Source organism: Nocardiopsis sp. CNS-639 (assembly GCF_000381685.1).
Classification (GTDB): Bacteria; Actinomycetota; Actinomycetes; order Streptosporangiales; family Streptosporangiaceae; genus Nocardiopsis; species Nocardiopsis dassonvillei.
This window is the reverse complement of record NZ_KB906861.1, coordinates 38,462-53,715: the sequence shown is the minus strand read 5'-3', so window position 1 is coordinate 53,715 and position 15,254 is coordinate 38,462. Positions and strand designations below refer to the sequence as shown.

14 protein-coding genes are annotated in these 15,254 nt (G+C 74.8%); 2 read left to right on the top strand and 12 right to left on the bottom strand.

The genetic code is table 11. The annotated features are described in order from the left end of the window. Window positions 1-204 precede the first annotated feature (204 nt). Window positions 205-1,590, top strand: a complete 1,386-nt coding sequence (gene xylB / locus G011_RS0114170; RefSeq protein WP_019609054.1) for a xylulokinase — start codon at window positions 205-207, stop codon at window positions 1,588-1,590. A 213-nt stretch (window positions 1,591-1,803) separates the two neighbouring features. Here the strand turns inward: xylB and G011_RS31755 are convergent, their stop codons facing one another. After that, on the bottom strand, window positions 1,804-1,956 hold the full coding sequence (locus G011_RS31755) for a hypothetical protein (RefSeq protein ID WP_019609053.1): 153 nt from the start codon (window positions 1,954-1,956) through the stop codon (window positions 1,804-1,806). Between the two features lie 778 nt (window positions 1,957-2,734). Between G011_RS31755 and G011_RS0114155 the strand changes: the two genes are divergently transcribed. After that, window positions 2,735-3,706, top strand: coding sequence for an aldo/keto reductase (locus G011_RS0114155; protein WP_026338298.1), 972 nt, complete (start codon window positions 2,735-2,737; stop codon window positions 3,704-3,706). 92 nt (window positions 3,707-3,798) lie between these two features. Here G011_RS0114155 and G011_RS0114150 read toward each other — a convergent pair whose 3' ends face one another. From G011_RS0114150 to G011_RS0114100, 11 genes are all read right to left on the bottom strand, one after another. Further along, window positions 3,799-4,395 carry a bifunctional 4-hydroxy-2-oxoglutarate aldolase/2-dehydro-3-deoxy-phosphogluconate aldolase gene (locus G011_RS0114150; RefSeq protein WP_019609050.1) on the bottom strand — a complete coding sequence of 199 codons (597 nt, stop codon included), beginning with the start codon at window positions 4,393-4,395 and terminating at the stop codon, window positions 3,799-3,801. Then, window positions 4,388-5,368, bottom strand: coding sequence for a sugar kinase (locus tag G011_RS0114145; RefSeq protein ID WP_019609049.1), 981 nt, complete (start codon window positions 5,366-5,368; stop codon window positions 4,388-4,390). Before G011_RS0114145 ends, G011_RS0114150 begins: the two co-directional genes overlap by 8 nt. Beyond that, a complete protein-coding gene (locus G011_RS0114140; protein ID WP_026338297.1) occupies window positions 5,365-6,225 on the bottom strand; it encodes an SMP-30/gluconolactonase/LRE family protein in 861 nt (286 codons plus the stop codon). The genes G011_RS0114145 and G011_RS0114140 overlap by 4 nt, the downstream gene beginning before the upstream one ends. Window positions 6,226-6,242: 17 nt before the next feature. After that, window positions 6,243-7,388 (bottom strand): galactonate dehydratase, encoded by a 1,146-nt coding sequence (gene dgoD, locus G011_RS0114135; protein ID WP_019609047.1) that lies wholly within the window; start codon window positions 7,386-7,388, stop codon window positions 6,243-6,245. Next, a complete protein-coding gene (locus G011_RS0114130; protein WP_019609046.1) occupies window positions 7,385-8,116 on the bottom strand; it encodes a FadR/GntR family transcriptional regulator in 732 nt (243 codons plus the stop codon). The genes dgoD and G011_RS0114130 overlap by 4 nt, the downstream gene beginning before the upstream one ends. A 25-nt stretch (window positions 8,117-8,141) precedes the next feature. Beyond that, the gene (locus G011_RS0114125; RefSeq protein ID WP_019609045.1) at window positions 8,142-8,897 is read right to left on the bottom strand and encodes an SDR family NAD(P)-dependent oxidoreductase; all 756 of its coding nucleotides are present in this window, start codon (window positions 8,895-8,897) and stop codon (window positions 8,142-8,144) included. A 66-nt stretch (window positions 8,898-8,963) separates the two neighbouring features. Then, entirely contained in the window at window positions 8,964-10,271 is a 1,308-nt protein-coding gene (locus G011_RS29835) for a hypothetical protein (RefSeq protein WP_026338296.1), read from the bottom strand. Beyond that, on the bottom strand, window positions 10,268-11,359 hold the full coding sequence (locus tag G011_RS0114115) for a zinc-binding dehydrogenase (RefSeq protein WP_019609044.1): 1,092 nt from the start codon (window positions 11,357-11,359) through the stop codon (window positions 10,268-10,270). Before G011_RS0114115 ends, G011_RS29835 begins: the two co-directional genes overlap by 4 nt. A gap of 26 nt (window positions 11,360-11,385) precedes the next feature. Further along, window positions 11,386-12,396, bottom strand: a complete 1,011-nt coding sequence (locus G011_RS0114110; RefSeq protein WP_019609043.1) for an ABC transporter permease — start codon at window positions 12,394-12,396, stop codon at window positions 11,386-11,388. Between the two features lie 16 nt (window positions 12,397-12,412). Then, a complete protein-coding gene (locus G011_RS0114105; RefSeq protein ID WP_019609042.1) occupies window positions 12,413-13,930 on the bottom strand; it encodes a sugar ABC transporter ATP-binding protein in 1,518 nt (505 codons plus the stop codon). A gap of 50 nt (window positions 13,931-13,980) precedes the next feature. After that, window positions 13,981-14,979, bottom strand: coding sequence for a substrate-binding domain-containing protein (locus tag G011_RS0114100; protein WP_013152412.1), 999 nt, complete (start codon window positions 14,977-14,979; stop codon window positions 13,981-13,983). Between the last annotated feature and the right edge of the window lie 275 nt (window positions 14,980-15,254).

Sequence of the window (15,254 nt, the reverse complement as noted above, 5' to 3'; positions counted from 1 at the left end):
CGGTGGTGGTGCGCTGACTGCCATGACCGCAGTTAACCACATTCCCTACCTGTTTAGTTGCCTAAAGGCCGCCGCGCCGGGGGCACCGCGACGGAAAACGGTCACAACGGGACAACGGACAGTGACAACGCTTTCCAGCACCCGCCCCGATCCTCTAGGTTGTGGGGGTTGCCACCCCCACCCTGCCCTCACGGAGCGAGAACCATGCCCCTGGTCGCCGGAATCGACAGCTCGACCCAGTCCTGCAAGGTCGTGGTCTGCGACGCCGACAGCGGCGCGGTGGTGCGCGAGGCCCGCGCCCCGCATCCCGACGGGACCGAGGTCCACCCCGACGCCTGGTGGTCGGCCCTGGAACAGGCCTCCTCCGGCCTGCTCGACGACGTGGCCGCCGTCTCCGTCGCCGGACAGCAGCACGGCATGGTCGCCGTGGACGAGGTCGGCGCGGTGGTCCGCCCGGCGCTGCTGTGGAACGACACCCGTTCGGCCGGGACGGCCCTGGACCTGATCGAGGAGCTGGGCGGCCCCGCCGAGTGGGCCAAGGCCGTGGACAACGTGCCCAACGCCAGCCTGACCGTGAGCAAGCTGCGCTGGCTGGCCCGGCACGAGCCGGAGCACGCCGACCGCACGACCGCGGTGATGCTCCCCCACGACTGGCTCACCTGGCGGCTGACCGGAGCCGGATCCGAGCCCACCACCGACCGCGGCGACGCCTCCGGCACCGGTTACTGGTCGGCGACCGACGACGCCTACCGCCCCGACCTGCTGGCGCGGGCCTTCGGACGCGAGATCCGGGTGCCGCGCGTGGCCGAACCGGCCGAGGCCGTGGGGCGCACCCCCTCGGGCGCGCTGGTGGCCCCGGGCACCGGGGACAACATGGGCAGCGCCCTGGGCCTGGGACTGCGCCCGGGGGACGCGGTGGTCTCCCTGGGCACCAGCGGCACCGTGTTCGCCGTGAGCGAGGGCCCCACCCAGGACCCCAGCGGCATCATCTGCGGGTACGCCGACGCGACGGGCCGGTACCTGCCGCTGGTGTGCACCCTCAACGCGGCCCGGGTGCTCGGCGCCACCGCCGCGATGCTGGGCGTGGACCTGGCGGGCCTGGACGAGCTGGCGCTGGCCGCCGAGCCGGGCGCCGAGGGCGTCGTGCTGCTGCCCTACCTGGACGGCGAGCGCACGCCGGTACTGCCCGACGCCGCGGGGTCGCTGCACGGGCTGCGCCGGTCCAACATGCGCCCGGAGAACATCGCCCGCGCCGCGGTGGAGGGCATGCTGTGCGGGCTGGCCGACGGGCTGTCCGCGATGACCGACACCGGGATCCCGGTCAGCCGGGTGCTGCTCGTGGGCGGGGCGGCCCAGTCGGCCGCCGTGCGCGCGGTCGCGCCGACCGTCCTGGGCGCGCGGGTGGTCGTGCCCAGGCCCGCCGAGTACGTGGCCGTGGGCGCCGCCCGGCAGGCGGCCTGGACGCTGGCGGGGACCGCCGAGGCGCCGACCTGGGACCCGGGCGAGCCGGAGGCCACCGCCGAGCCCGTGGACGCGCCGCACGTGCGCGAGCGCTACGCCGAGGCGCGCCGCTCCGCCCACGGTCTCTAGGGGTCGGAACACTCCCCCGCCCGGGCGTCCGGGCGAGGGCCCGTCACCCGACCGAACCGGCGGTCACGGTTCGGCTGTCCCTGCGCCGGCCGCACACGGTCACGCACGCCGGCGAACCCCGGACCCGGCGGTACGACGCCGCGGAGGTCGTGGTGTGCAGGCCGGTTTCCCGGCGGCAGCGGAGATCGGTTCGGTAAAGGGGACCGGCGGCCCTCACCTCCCCGGCCCCGCCTCCAGCCGGGCGCGCACCCGCTCGGCCTGCCGCAGGTCCTCGGCCGCCTCGTACCCGGCCAGGGCCTCCTCCAGCGCGGCGCGCGCGGTGGCGGCGTCCACCGGTTCCAGGGCCTCGGCCCGCCTGAGGTGCATGTCGCCGACCCTGCGGTGGTCACCGAGGCGCCCGTGCAGTTCGGCGGCCCGCGCCCACCGGTCGAGGGCCTCTTCCCGGCGGCCGCGCCGCAGCAGCAGGTCGCCCAGGGTCGCGCCGAGCCGCGCCCGGTTCTGAGGTCGTCCGCCGGGTCCCCGGCGGCCAGGTCCAACGCCCGGACCAGCAACTCCTCGGCCTCCGCGTCCCTGCCCTGCTCCAGCCGCACCCCGCCGAGCTTGCGCAGCGCGTTGCGGACCGCGCGCGGGTGGCCCGCGGCCCCGGCGACCTCCAGCGCCTCCGCGAAGCGGTCGGCCGCCTCCTCCGTCCCGCCGCCGCGCAGCGCGGCGTCGCCGACCGCCTCCAGCGCGGTGAGCAGCACCAGCGGCTGCGGCGGTGCGACGGCGCGGGCCAGTTCCAGTGCCCGTCCGGCGTCCTCGCGGGCCCGCGCGAGGCTGTCGTCGCGCCGGTAGGCGATGGAGCGCTGCACGCACAGCCGCGAGAGCCGGGCCGGAGACGCCCCCCGCGGTGCTGTGGGTGCCCGCGAACGGTTCGTCGTCACGCCTGTCGTCGCTCAAGGGTCACCTCACGGCCGCGTCACTGCTGGGGCACGGGAAGCCTACCCAGCGGCCCGCGGACGACCCGGCCGCGCGGCCGGAAGGTGACCGCTTCCGGCCACGGCCGCCCGGTGTGACACCCCGAGAAGGGAGGAAACACCGGTTTCCCGGCGCATGCTGGCCTAGCCTGTCGGCGCATCCACCATTCGACGAAAGCGGGGCGAACATGAACCACGTACGGCTTCGCCAACTGGGACGGTCATCCCTGCGCGTGTCCCCCCTGTGCCTGGGCGGGAACGTCTTCGGCTGGACCGCGGACGAGCACGCCTCCTTCCAGATCCTGGACGCCTACACCGCGGCGGGCGGGAACTTCCTCGACACCGCCGACTCCTACTCCGCGTGGGTCGAGGGCCACCGGGGCGGCGAGTCCGAGACGGTCATCGGCCGCTGGCTCGCCTCGCGTGGACGTCCCGCCGACATGGTGATCGCCACGAAGGTGAGCGAGCACCCCGACTTCCGCGGCCTGTCCGCGTCCAACGTCAAGGCCGCCGCGAAGGCCTCGCTCGAACGGCTGGGCGTGGAGACCATCGACCTGTACTACGCGCACTTCGACGACGCCGAGACCCCGCTGGCCGAGAGCGCCGAGGCCTTCTCCGAGCTGGTGGACGAGGGCGTGGTGCGCCACGTGGGGCTGTCCAACCACAAGCCCGGCCGCATCCGGGCGTGGCTGGAGGTGTGCGAGGAGCGGGGCCTGCACGCCCCGGTGTGCGTGCAGCCCCTGTACAACCTGGTGGAACGCGGGATCGAGGCCGACCTGGTGCCGCTGGCGCGCGAACGCGGTCTGGCGCTGCTGCCCTACTTCGGCCTGGCCCGGGGGTTCCTCACCGGCAAGTACCGGCCGGGTTCGGCCGACGTGGACAGCCCGCGCGCCGGGAAGGCCCGCGCCTACCTGGACGAACCGCGCGGCCGACGGGTGCTGGAGGCCCTGGACACGGTCGCCGAGCGGTGCGGGGTCTCCCAGGCGGCCGTGGCGCTGGCGTGGCTGGCGGACCGGCCGTCCGTGGCTTCGGTGCTGGCCAGCGCCCGCGACACCGGCCAGCTGGCCGACCTCCTGCCCGCCAACCACCTGCGGTTGGACGAGGAGTCCGCGGCCCTGTTGACCAGGGCCACCGACCCGGAGCCGCCCGAGGACGCCTGAGGCCCCGGAGAGGTCCCAGGGGCCCAGGGTTCCCCGAGCCCCGGAGGCGCCCCGGTCTCGGGAAGCCCCGGGCCCCGGGGCGCCGGGCGCGTTCAGACGAGTTCGGCCAGCAGGGGGATCTGCTCGGGGTCGGCCAGGGCCGAGCCGACCGCCACCATCCGCGCCCCCGCGTCGAGGTACTCGCGCGCGTTGCGGGCGTCCATGCCGCCGGTGGCCACGATCCGCAGCTCGGGGAAGGGCCCGTGCATGGCGCGGAACCACGCCGTGCCGAGCGACGTGGCGGGGAAGGCCTTCACCCAGCGGCCGCCCGCCCTGATCACGCCCTGGATGTCGCTGGGGGTGGCCACACCGGGCAGGTGGGGCATCCCCGCCGCCTCCGAGGCGGCCATGACCTCCGCGTCGAAGCCCGGCGCGACGGTGAAGGCGGCACCGGCGCCGGCCACGTCGCGCACCTGCTCGGGGGTGATCACCGTGCCCGCGCCCACGGGGTGGCCGCGCTCGGCCCCGGCCCTGACGGTCGCGCGCAGCGCCTCCAGGCCCAGGGCGTCGCGGGCGGGCACCTCGACCGCGGTGACGCCCAGGTCCCACGCGCGCTCGGCCAGTTCGACCGTGGTGTCCACGGGCATGCCCCGCAGGATCGCCAGTACGCGGTGTCCCCCGAACAGTCCGTCCAGTCCCTGGTCACTCATGTCCTTCTCCTCTCACCGCGGCCACGGCCGCCGAAGCCTGGTCGGTCCACCGGTCGTCGGGGACCGCGAGCAGTTCGTCCACCAACTCCGCCGGGGGCGGGTCGGCCAGGTCGCCCACCACGCGCAGGACGCGCCCGGCGCACAGGTGCCCCAGCCGCAGGCGGCCCCGCGCGTCGAGGCCGCGCAGCCCTCCCGCCAGGTACCCGGCGGCGAAGGCGTCCCCGGCTCCCACCGGATCGACCACCTCCACCGCCGGGGCGGGCACGTACGCCTCGTCCTCGCCGTGGAACTCGGTGGCGCCGTGCTCGGCGTCCTTGACCACGAGGCGGTCCACGTCGGGCAGGAGTGCGCGGACGTCGCGGGCGGTGGGGGTGCCCCACAGCTCCTCGGCCTCGTCCCTGCCGACGAGGACGACGTCGGCGAGCCGGGCCAGCTCCAGCAGGCGGGGGGCCGCCTGCCCCTCCTTCCACAGGCGGGGCCGGTGGTTGACGTCGAAGCTCACCGTCAGGCCGGGGTCGGCCAGCAGGCGCTCGGCCAGGGCGTCGCAGCCGGGCGAGAGCGCCGGGGTGACGCCCGACAGGTGCACCGCCCCCGCCGTCCGGACGAGGGGGTGCTCGGCCAGTTCGGGGCCCATGGCCGAGGCGGCCGACCCCGCGCGGTAGTAGTGGACCGCGCTGCCCGAGGGTGAGGGGTCCTTGACCAGCAGGCCGGTGGGCCGGCCGGGGTCGGTCCGCACGCCGGACACGTCCACGCCGCGTTCGCGCAGGCTCCGGGTGACCACCCGCCCGAAGGGGTCGTCCCCCACGCCGCTGAGCCAGGCGGCCCGGTGCCCGAGGGCGGCCAGGGCGCACGCGACGTTGGACTCCGCGCCCGCGGTGCCCATGGACAGGAGCGGGGCGCCGTCCAGGGGGGCCGGTTCGGCCGCGGTGAGCAGCAGCATGGTCTCGCCGACACAGGTGACCTGGGGCGTCACGGGTTTCCTCCGAAGGGCTGGGCCGCGGGGGCGGACACGTCCACGGGAACCGAGAAGAGGGCGCCGTCGCCGGGCCCGGGGCGGTCGAGGCCGGTCGCGGCTGAGGTGACGAACAGCCGGGGGTCGGGGGCGTCGACGACGCACACGCTGGTGGGCTGGGCGGCGGGCAGGTCCACCACGCGCTCCAGGGTTCCGTCGGGGTCGTAGCGGTGCACCCTCCCCGCGCCCCAGACCGCGACCCACAGGTGCCCCTCGGCGTCGACCTGCATCCCGTCGGGGCTGCCGTCCACGACCCGGGCGAAGACGGTCCGCTCCCCGGGGGTGCCGTCGGAGGAGATCTCGTAGGCGTCGATGCGGCCCTCGGCGCTGTCGGCGAGGTACATGCGGGCGCCGTCGGCCGTGAAGGCGGGGCCGTTGGGGACGGTGTAGCCCTCCAGGACCCGGGTGACCCGGCCGTCGGGGTCGGCGCGGTAGAGCGAACCGGCCCCGGGGGTGCCGTCGTAGGCCATCGACCCGGCCCAGAACCTCCCGCTCGGGTCGCAGCAGCCGTCGTTCATCCGCATCGGCGTGGCCGCGCCGTCCTCGGGCCTGGCCAGCCACTCCGGTGCGCCGCCCTCGGACAGCAGCGCCACGCCCGTGCCCGCCGCCGCGACGAACCTCCCCGGTTCGCCCCGGGCGGGGGCGACCGCGCCCAGGGGGACGTCGAGGGCGGCGACCACCTCGGCCGGGCCCGGCGTGCGGGGGTCGAGCCGCAGGAGGCGGCCGGTGAGGATGTCCACCATGAACAGGTCCCGGCCCCTCAGGCGCAGCCCCTCCCCCAGTTCGAAGCGGTCGGTGCTCCACGGTTCGCACAGCATGCGCGTCACTCCCTTCCTCACCACTCCGCGAAGGACCCGTCCTGGTGGCTCCACACCGGCGGCCTCCAGCGGTGGCCGATCCGGTCCGCCGCGCGCACGGCGTCCTCGTCCACGCTCACGCCCAGCCCCGGGGCCTCGGAGCGGTGGATGTGTCCGTCGGGGAAGGCGAAGACCTCGGTGTCCAGGACGTAGTCGAGCAGTTCGGCGTCGCGGTTGTAGTGGATGCCCATGCTCTGTTCCTGGATGAGGAAGTTGGGCGTGGCGAAGGCGACCTGCAGGCTCGCGGCCAGGGCCACGGGGCCGAGCGGGCAGTGCGGGGCCAGCAGGGCGTCGTAGGTCTCGGCCAGGGAGGCGATCCGGCGCACCTCGGAGACCCCGCCCGCGTGGGAGAGGTCGGGCTGGACGACCGCGACCCCCGCCTGGAGCGCGGGCAGGAACTCGGTCCGGCCGAACAGGCGCTCGCCGGTGGCGATGGGCACCGGGCTGGACCGCACGACGTCGCCGAGCAGGTGGCCGTACTCGGGCAGGACCGGCTCCTCCGCGAACATGGGGCGCAGGGGCTCCAGCAGGGGCAGGACCCGGCGGGCGGTGGCCGCGTTGAAGCGGCCGTGGAAGTCCACCGCCACGTCCCGGTCCGGGCCGAGCACGTCGCGCACCCCGGCCAGGCGCTCCACGACGCCGTCGATCTCGCGCACGGTGGCCGAGCGCCCCATCACCCCGGACGCGTTCATCTTCACGGCGGTGAGCCCGGACTCCACGCGGGCCGCGACCGCATCCGCCAGCTCGGCCGGGTCGTCGCCGCCGACCCAGCCGTACACGCGCACCCGGTCGCGGACGGGGCCGCCGAGGAGCCGGTGGACGGGGACGCCCAGGCGCTTGCCCGCGATGTCCCACAGCGCCTGGTCAAGCCCCGCGACGGCGCTGGACAGGATGGGCCCGCCCCGGTAGAACGCGGCCTTGGTGAGGCGCTGCCAGTGGTACTCGATGGGCGCGGGGTCCTGGCCCAGGAGGAGTTCGGACAGCTCCTCGACCGCGGCGCGCACGGTCTCCGCGCGCCCCTCCACCACGGGCTCGCCCCAGCCCACGACGCCGTCGTCGGTCTCCACCCGGCACATCAGCCACCGGGGCGGGACCAGGAAGGTCTCGATACGGGTGATTCTCACTGAGATCTCTCCAGATCGTCTACGGCCGCGTCGTCCTCGGTGACGCGGAGGAGGTCTTCCCTGGCCTGCTCCAGCAGGGAGCGCATGGCGGACTCGGCGGCGCGCGGGTCGCCCGCGGCGACGGCCTCGGTGACCGCGCCGTGGGTGGGCACCGGGTCGTCGTGGGCGCCCCCGTGGACCAGGCGGTCGCGTTCGGAGAGCCCCGCGGCGAAGAAGACGTCGGTGCGGGTGAACAGCTCGTTGTGCGTGGCCGCCAGCAGCGCGCGGTGCCAGCGCAGGTCGGCCCGCGCGGCCTCCTCCGCCGGGCCGCGGCCGGTGTCGGCGATGTCGGTGAGCGCCGCGCGCAGTTCGGCGACGTCGGCGTCGGTGCGGCGCAGCGCGGCCAGGCGCGCCGCGGCGGGTTCGAGGGCGTCGCGCAGTTCGGCCAGCTCGCCGAAGAAGACGTCCCCCGCGCCCGCGGCGATCCGCCACCGGACCACGTCCGGGTCGAGCAGGTTCCAGTCGCCGCGGGGGCGCACGAACGTCCCCTTCTTCTGGCGGGAGCCGACCAGGCCCTTGGCCGCCAGGACCTTGATCGCCTCGCGGATCGCGGTCAGGCTCAGGTCGAGCTCACCGCTGAGCGCGGCCAGGTCGATCGTCTCCCCCTCGCCGATCCGTCCGGAGAGCACGCGCTCCCCCAGCAACCGCACCGTCTGGCCGTGCACACCGCGCCCCGAGTAGGCCGCCATCACTTCCTCCGTTCCGGGCGTCCCGTCACGACGACGCCTTGTAGATACTCCACCCTCCGTCGACCGGCAGGCTCGTCCCGGTGACGTAGGAGGCCTCCGCGGAGGCGAGGAAGGAGATGACGGAGGCCACCTCGTCAGGGTCGCCGAAGCGGCCCGCGGCGGTCTGCGCGACGCTGTCGCGGCGGTCCTCCTCGCCCACGTCCTCCCAGGCGGCGGTGAGGATGGGGCCGGGCAGCACGCAGTTGACGCGCACCCGCGGCCCGTACTCGACGGCGAGCTGGCGGGTCAGGGCGGTGAGCCCGCCCTTGGTGGTGGCGTAGGCCGGTCGGCCGGGGAGCCCGAACCAGGCGTGGACCGAGGAGGTGATGACGACGCTGCCGCCGCTGGCGGAGAGGTCGTCCAGGCAGGCGCGCACCCCCAGGAACGCGCCCGTGAGGTTGACGGCGAGCTGGCGCTCCCAGGACACGAGTGTGGTCTCGTGGGCGGGCGCCTGCTCGAAGGTGTAGGCGTTGGAGACCAGGACGCCCACCGGCCCGAAGGCGTCCCGGGCCGCCGCCACGACCCCGTCCCAGGAGTCCTCGTCGCTCACGTCGGCCCGCACCGCCAGGGCGCGCCCGCCCTCGGCGCGGATGCGTTCGGCGGCCTCCTCCAGGCTCGGGGACAGGTCGGTCAGCACCACCGAGGCGCCCTCGGCGGCCAGGCGGCGGGCGGTGGCCTCCCCGATGCCGCGGGCCGCGCCGGTGACCACGGCGGTGACTCCGCGGTGCCTGGTGTGTGTCATGTCGCTCCGTCCTGTGCTGCGTCCCGGCCGGGCCGGGAGCGGTCGTTGCTCTGCTGCGCCGCGTGCTCAGGCCCGGTCGGGCGCGAACACGACGGCGGGCGCGGTGTCGGTGTCGGGTTCGGGGACCACGGCGTCCAATCGCGCCGGCTCGCCCGGCCGGGTGCGCGCGACCGTGCGGCCGGACGCCCGGTGGACCAGCGCGCCCGCGCGCGAGGACGTGAAGACCCCGCTCAGGCGCCGCCCTCCCGGCTCGGGGGCGCCCCAGCGGGGCTCCTCGCTCCAGAAGCCGTCGGGGGTCACCTCGGCCACCGGCCCCGTGCCGGTGCCGAAGCCGAACTCGACGGCGAGGGAGGTGGACTGCCCCGGTTCGAGCTCGGTGAGCGGACCCAGCGCCTCGACCTCGGTGACGCGGTCCACCGGGCACAGCCCGCCCAGGTGCTCCAGGGGCCGGTCCACGGGGCATTCGAGCCATACCTCGGCCCTGGAACCGCCGTCCGGGTACTCGGCCCCCTCCCGCACGGCGAAGCGCTGGGTGAGGGTGCCCTCGGCGCCCACGTCGGCCAGCCACCCGGAGGCCGTGGGGAAGCCGACCTTGCCGACCACGTCCTGGAGGGGGACCCGCACCACGGAGGGCGTGTGCTCCACCACCCGGGGGCGGCCGTTGCCCGCGACGAGCGGAACCGTGTGCGGGCCCGGGCCGCTGACGCCCACGTAGACCCCGCGTGCGCCGTCCGGTCCGCCGGGCCCGTCCTGCCGCCCGTCGAACCCGCTCGGCCCGCCGGTCCCACCAGAGTCACCGGACCCACCAGGACCGCCGGTCCCACCAGTCTCGCCGGGGCCGCCGTCGAGCTGGGTGACGTTCCACAGCGCCCACCTGCGCGTGGTGCCGGAGACGTTGACCGCCTCCAGGTCCAGCCGGTAGGCGGCGCTGTCGGGCGCCAGGGTCAGGCGGCGGACGAGCCGCAGCCCCGAGCGGGGGTCGTCCCCGCTGGTGAGGGTGAGCACGGCGGAGCCGTCGGGGGCGGTCGAGGTCTCGGCGGTGTAGGGGCCCGAGTCCAGGACGGAGTCGGGCGGCCCCGCCCACTCGTCGGGCCCGTCCCACCCCTGGGGAGCGGGCCAGGTCTTGTCGCCGCCGACGTTGTTCCACGCGCTCATGGGCCCGTCCACCGGCCCGAGCACCACGCCCTCCACCGGCTGGAGGTCCTCGCCCAGCAGGCGGGGGTTGCGGTACAGGTGCTCGCGGCCGCGGTGGCGCACCGACAGGAGCCGCCCGCCCAGCGCGGGGGCGGCGGTCAGCCGCAGCACGCCGTTGTCCAGGACCACGAGTTCGTGGGCCCCGGAGGCGTCGCGCCGCACCTCGACGGGGCGGCTCACCTCTCGGCTCCGTTGACCAGGCACACCTTGCCGCGGCTCTCGCCCGCGGCCAGGCGGTAGGCGGCGTCGGCGTCGGCGAGGTCGAAGCGGTCGGAGACCACCCGCTCCGGGGACAGGCCCCAGCGCACCAGGTTCACCGACAGCTCCGCCATGGCGGGCAGCGAGGTCACCCAGGAGGCGTACAGGGTGAGCTGCTTGTGCAGGAGGGTGTCCGACACCTCGGTCTCCAGGGTGCCGCCCTCGCCGACCAGGGAGACGCGGCCCCACTCGGCGGCGTTCTCCAGGGCCAGGGAGCGGCCCGGGCGCGACCCGGAGCAGTCGATGGCCGTGGCCGCGCCCCGGCCGGAGGTGACGCGGGCGATCTCGTCGGCCGCCTCCTCGGGCGAAGCCAGGGCGTCGAAGACGTCCAGGCCGGCGGCCCACTCGCGGCGGCGCTGGTTGGGCTCCACCCCGATCACGCGGACCGCGCCCATGCCCCGGCCGATCATCCCGGCCGCCAGCCCCACCGGGCCCAGGCCCACGACGAGCAGGTCGCCGTCGCCGTTGACCCCGATGCGCCGCAGCCCCTCGTAGGCGGTGCCGAACCCGCAGGCGATGAGCGCGCCGTCCACGAAGGACAGCTCGTCGGGCAGGGGGACGCAGGTGGACTCCTCCGCCAGCAGGTACTCGGCGTGGCCCCCGTCGCGCTGCCAGCCGTAGGCCGCCCGGGAGGGGTCCGTGCAGCTGATCATGAAGCCGCGGCGGCAGTTGTCGCACAGCCCGCACCCGGCGATGTGGTACACGATGACCCGGTCGCCGGGGCCGAACCTGCGGCACCCCGGCCCGGCCTGCACGACCGTGCCCGAGGGCTCGTGGCCCGCGACGACGCCCTGGTAGGCGGGGCCCTCGACCCCCCGGTGCGTCTTGTGCTCGTGGTAGATGAAGCCGATGTCGCTGCCGCAGATGCCCGACGCGCCGACCCGGATCAGCACCTGCCCGGGGCCCGGCTCGGGCACGGGCAGGGTGTCCAGGACCGCGGTCGAGTCCCCGGGCAGGCGCACCCCGCGCATGGTCTCGGGAAGTGCGGTGGCGGCGGCCGTGGTGTTCATGACTGTGTTTCCCCCGTTCGGAGCGGCTAGGCGAGGCGGTTGGCCGCGCTGCGCCTGCTGATGACGACGTTGATCAGGACGGCGCCCACGATGATGAGGCCGCGCACCACGTCCTGGAAGAAGGAGTTGACGCCGAGCAGCACCAGGCCGTTGGCGATGACCGTGATGAAGACGACCCCGAGGAAGGTACCGCCGAGCGAGCCGCGTCCGCCGGCCAGGGCGGTACCGCCGATGACCACGGCGGCGATCACGTCGAACTCCAGCCCCGCGGCGGCGCCGCCGTTGCCCGAGCCCAGGCGGGCGGCGAGCAGCACGCCGGTGATGGCCGAGAGCAGGCCGGTGGTGGCGAACAGCAGGACGCGCACCCGGGCCACGTTGAGCCCGGCCAGCTGCGCGGCGGCGGCGTTGCCGCCGGTGGCGTAGACGGAGCGGCCGTAGGCGGTGTACTTGGCGACGTAGGCGAAGACCGCGAAGAGCACGAGCATGACCAGCGCGGCGGTCGGAACGCCCAGGACGGAGCCGCCGAGCACGTCGAGCAGGCCGCTCTCGGGCAGCGGTACGGGGAGCGCGTCGGTCATGTACAGCGCCATACCGCCCAGGACGCTCCACAGTCCCAGCGTGGTGATGAAGGAGGGCACGTTGAACCGGGCCCGGAGCCATCCGGCGAGGGCGCCCCACAGCACGCCCATGGCCAGGGTGAGCATGATGGCGCCGATCACGCCCAGGTTCCACTCGGTGGCGCCCTTGGCCACGATGACCGAGGCGAAGGCGACGGCCGGGCCGATGCTGATGTCGATCTCCCCGGCGATGATCACCAGGGTGACGCCCCAGGCCGCGATGCCGATCGTGGCGGCGTTGCGCAGCAGGCCGAGCTGGTTGTCCAGGCTCAGGAACCCGGAGGCGGAGAGCCCGAGGACGACGTAGAGGATCAGGATGGCGGCCAGGAGGCCGATCTCGTTGAGGCGGTGGCCGTAGCGGCCGATGAGGTCGCCGCGGGCGGAGACCGCCTCGCCGGTGACCTTGGTGGTGGTGGTCATTGGTCTACCTCGCCGTTCACGCCGCCATCGCGGCGGCCATGATGTTGTCCAGGGTGATGTCGTCGCCGGTGAACTCGCCTTGCAGCCGTCCTCCGCGCAGGGCGAGCACGCGGTCGCACACGAGCGGGAGTTCCTCCAGTTCGCTGGAGACGAAGAGGACCGCGGCCCCCTGCTCGGCCAGCTCGCGCACGATGGCGTAGATCTGGGCCTTGGCCTCGACGTCCACGCCCCGGGTGGGCTCGTCCAGCAGCAGGATGCGGCTCCCGGCGTGCAGCCAGCGGCCGATGACGGCCTTCTGCTGGTTGCCGCCGCTGAGGTTGACGATGGGGGTGTCGGTCGCGGCGGCCTTGATCGAGAGCCGGTCGATGAGGCCCCGGCCGATCCCCGAGACGCGGGAGGGGAGCACGGTCCCCGCCTTGGAGGCGCCGCCGAACCAGGTCATGACCATGTTCTCGGAGACGCCCAGGAGGGGGACGACGCCCTCTCCCTTGCGGTCCTCGGGGGTGATGCCCACGCCCAGGCGCTTCATCGCGCGGGGGGTGGGGCGGGCCACCGGCGAGCCGTCCACCTCCAGGGTCCCCCGGGAGGGGGTGAAGCCCGCGAGCGCGCGCAGGATCTCGGTCCGCCCCGAGCCCATGAGGCCGCCCAGGCCCAGGACCTCGCCGGGGTGCAGGTCGAAGGAGACGCCGTCGACCTTGGGCGGTACCGCCAGGTCGCGGACCGACAGGAGCGGTGTCCCGGAGGCGGCGGCGCGGCGCACCGGCCTGTTCTCCTCCTTGGTCTCGCCTCCGAGCATGAGGGAGACGATGTGCCGGGTGGTGGCGCCGCGGACCGGCGTGGTCTCCACGACGGCGCCGTCGCGCATGACGGTGACCGTGTCGGCGACCCGGCGGATCTCGTCCAGGCGGTGGCTGACGTAGATGACGCCGACGCCGCGGGAGGCGACGCGCTCGACGGCCTTGAGGACGGTCTCGGCCTCACCGGCGGCGAGCGCGCTGGTGGGCTCGTCGAGGATGAGCAGGCGCGGCCGGGCGCGGAAGGCCCGCGCGATCTCCACGAGCTGCTGCTGGGCCAGGGGCAGTTCGCCGACCCGGGTGTCGGGGGCGATGTCGACGCCGAGTTCGGCGAAGACCTCCTCGGCCCCGGCCCTGACGCGGCCGTAGTCGATGCGCCCGGCGGCCTTGGGCCACGTGCCGAGGTAGAGGTTCTCGGCCGCCGACAGCTCCGGGACCAGGCTGAGCTCCTGGTAGACGGTGCCCACGCCGAGCTTGGTCGCCCGGCGGATGCCGCCCTGGCCGAGCGGCTGGCCGCCGATCTCGATCTCGCCCTCGTCGGGTGCCTCCACGCCGGACAGCAGGCGGATCAGGGTGGACTTTCCGGCGCCGTTGCGTCCGAGCAGCGCGCGGACCTCTCCGGCGCGGATCTCGAAGTCGGCGTGGTCCAGCGCTCGGACGCCGGGGTAGCTCTTGGTCGCGCCGCGGACGCGGGCCACGACGTCGGTGTCGGCCGGGGGCGCGGCGGAGGTGTCGCTCATGGGTACTCCACAGGTGGGACGAAGGGGGCGGACGTGCTCGGACGGCCGGTCTAGGGGACGCCGTCCGGGTGCTCCTCCAGCCACTCCTCGCCGTCCTCGGGCGTGGTGTAGAGGTCGATGGGCGCCTCGGTGACGAACTCCTCGGGCGCCTCGCCCGCGATGATGCGCTCGACCGTCTCCCCGGCCAGCAGGCCGACCGCGATTCCGGAGATGTCGACGTTGGCCTTGAGGATGCGGTGGTCGGACAGCGCGCGGGCCGCGTCGGTGGACATGTCGCTGCCGAAGACCACGACCTCCCCGGCCAGGCCGCGGTTGGTGACGGCGCGGACCGCGCCCATGGTGGCGCCGCCCGCCTCCCCGTAGAAGGCGTCGAGGTCGGGGTGGGCGGTGAGCAGGCGCTCGCCCACGTTGACGGCCTCGTCGATGGTGGCGCCCTCCTGGTTGGCGACGATCCGGGCGTCGGGCAGGCGGGCGAAGAGCGCCTCCTCGAAGCCCTCGCGGCGCTGCACGCAGACCTCGACGAACTCGCAGTTGAGGACGCCGATCTGGGGGTCCTCCACTCCCTCGTCCTCGAAGTGGTCGGCGGCGGCGTCACCCAGCAGGCGCCCGAACTCGTGGGGGTCGCCCAGGATGTAGGAGGTCACGTACTCCTTGGCGGCCTCGTCCTCGATGCAGGTGTTGTAGCAGATCACCGGGATCCCGCTCTCGTGCGCCAGGCGCACGGCGGGCACCGAGGCGGTGGCCGAGACGGGGGACAGCACCAGGGCGTCGACGTCGGCCGAGGAGACGACGTCCACGAAGGTGCTCTCCTCCGAGGCGTCTCCGCGGGCGTTGAGCTCCAGGAGCTGGAGCTCGCGTCCGGAGTCGTCGGCGTAGTTCTGCATGCCCTCGCGGACTCCCGCGTAGAAGCCCTGCGCGTCCATGTAGACGACGCCGATGCGGCCGTCCTCGCCGAGCCTGGCACCGCATCCGGCGAGCAGCAGCACGCACAGGGCGGCGGTGAGAGCGGCGAGCGCGCGGCCCGGGGGGCGCGGCGGTCGTCTGCCCATGGGGTCCTCCTTGGCGTAGGGCGTACGCGCTCACCTGCGCGGACGCCTTCCTCAACTGCAGGAGAGCATGCCAGAGTGACTCAGGTAACGTCAAGAATAAATAGTAATTAATTATTTTTCGGGTGGCGCGGGGCACACCGTATCTCTTGCGGACACGGCGTTGCGGCCGTCCGGAGGAGGGCACGGCGGCACGCGGAGGGAGGCCCGGGTCGGGCCCCGCATGCGGTGGTGCGGCGGGGTGGAGAGAGCGCGGAGGAGGTCGCGGAAGCGGGCGC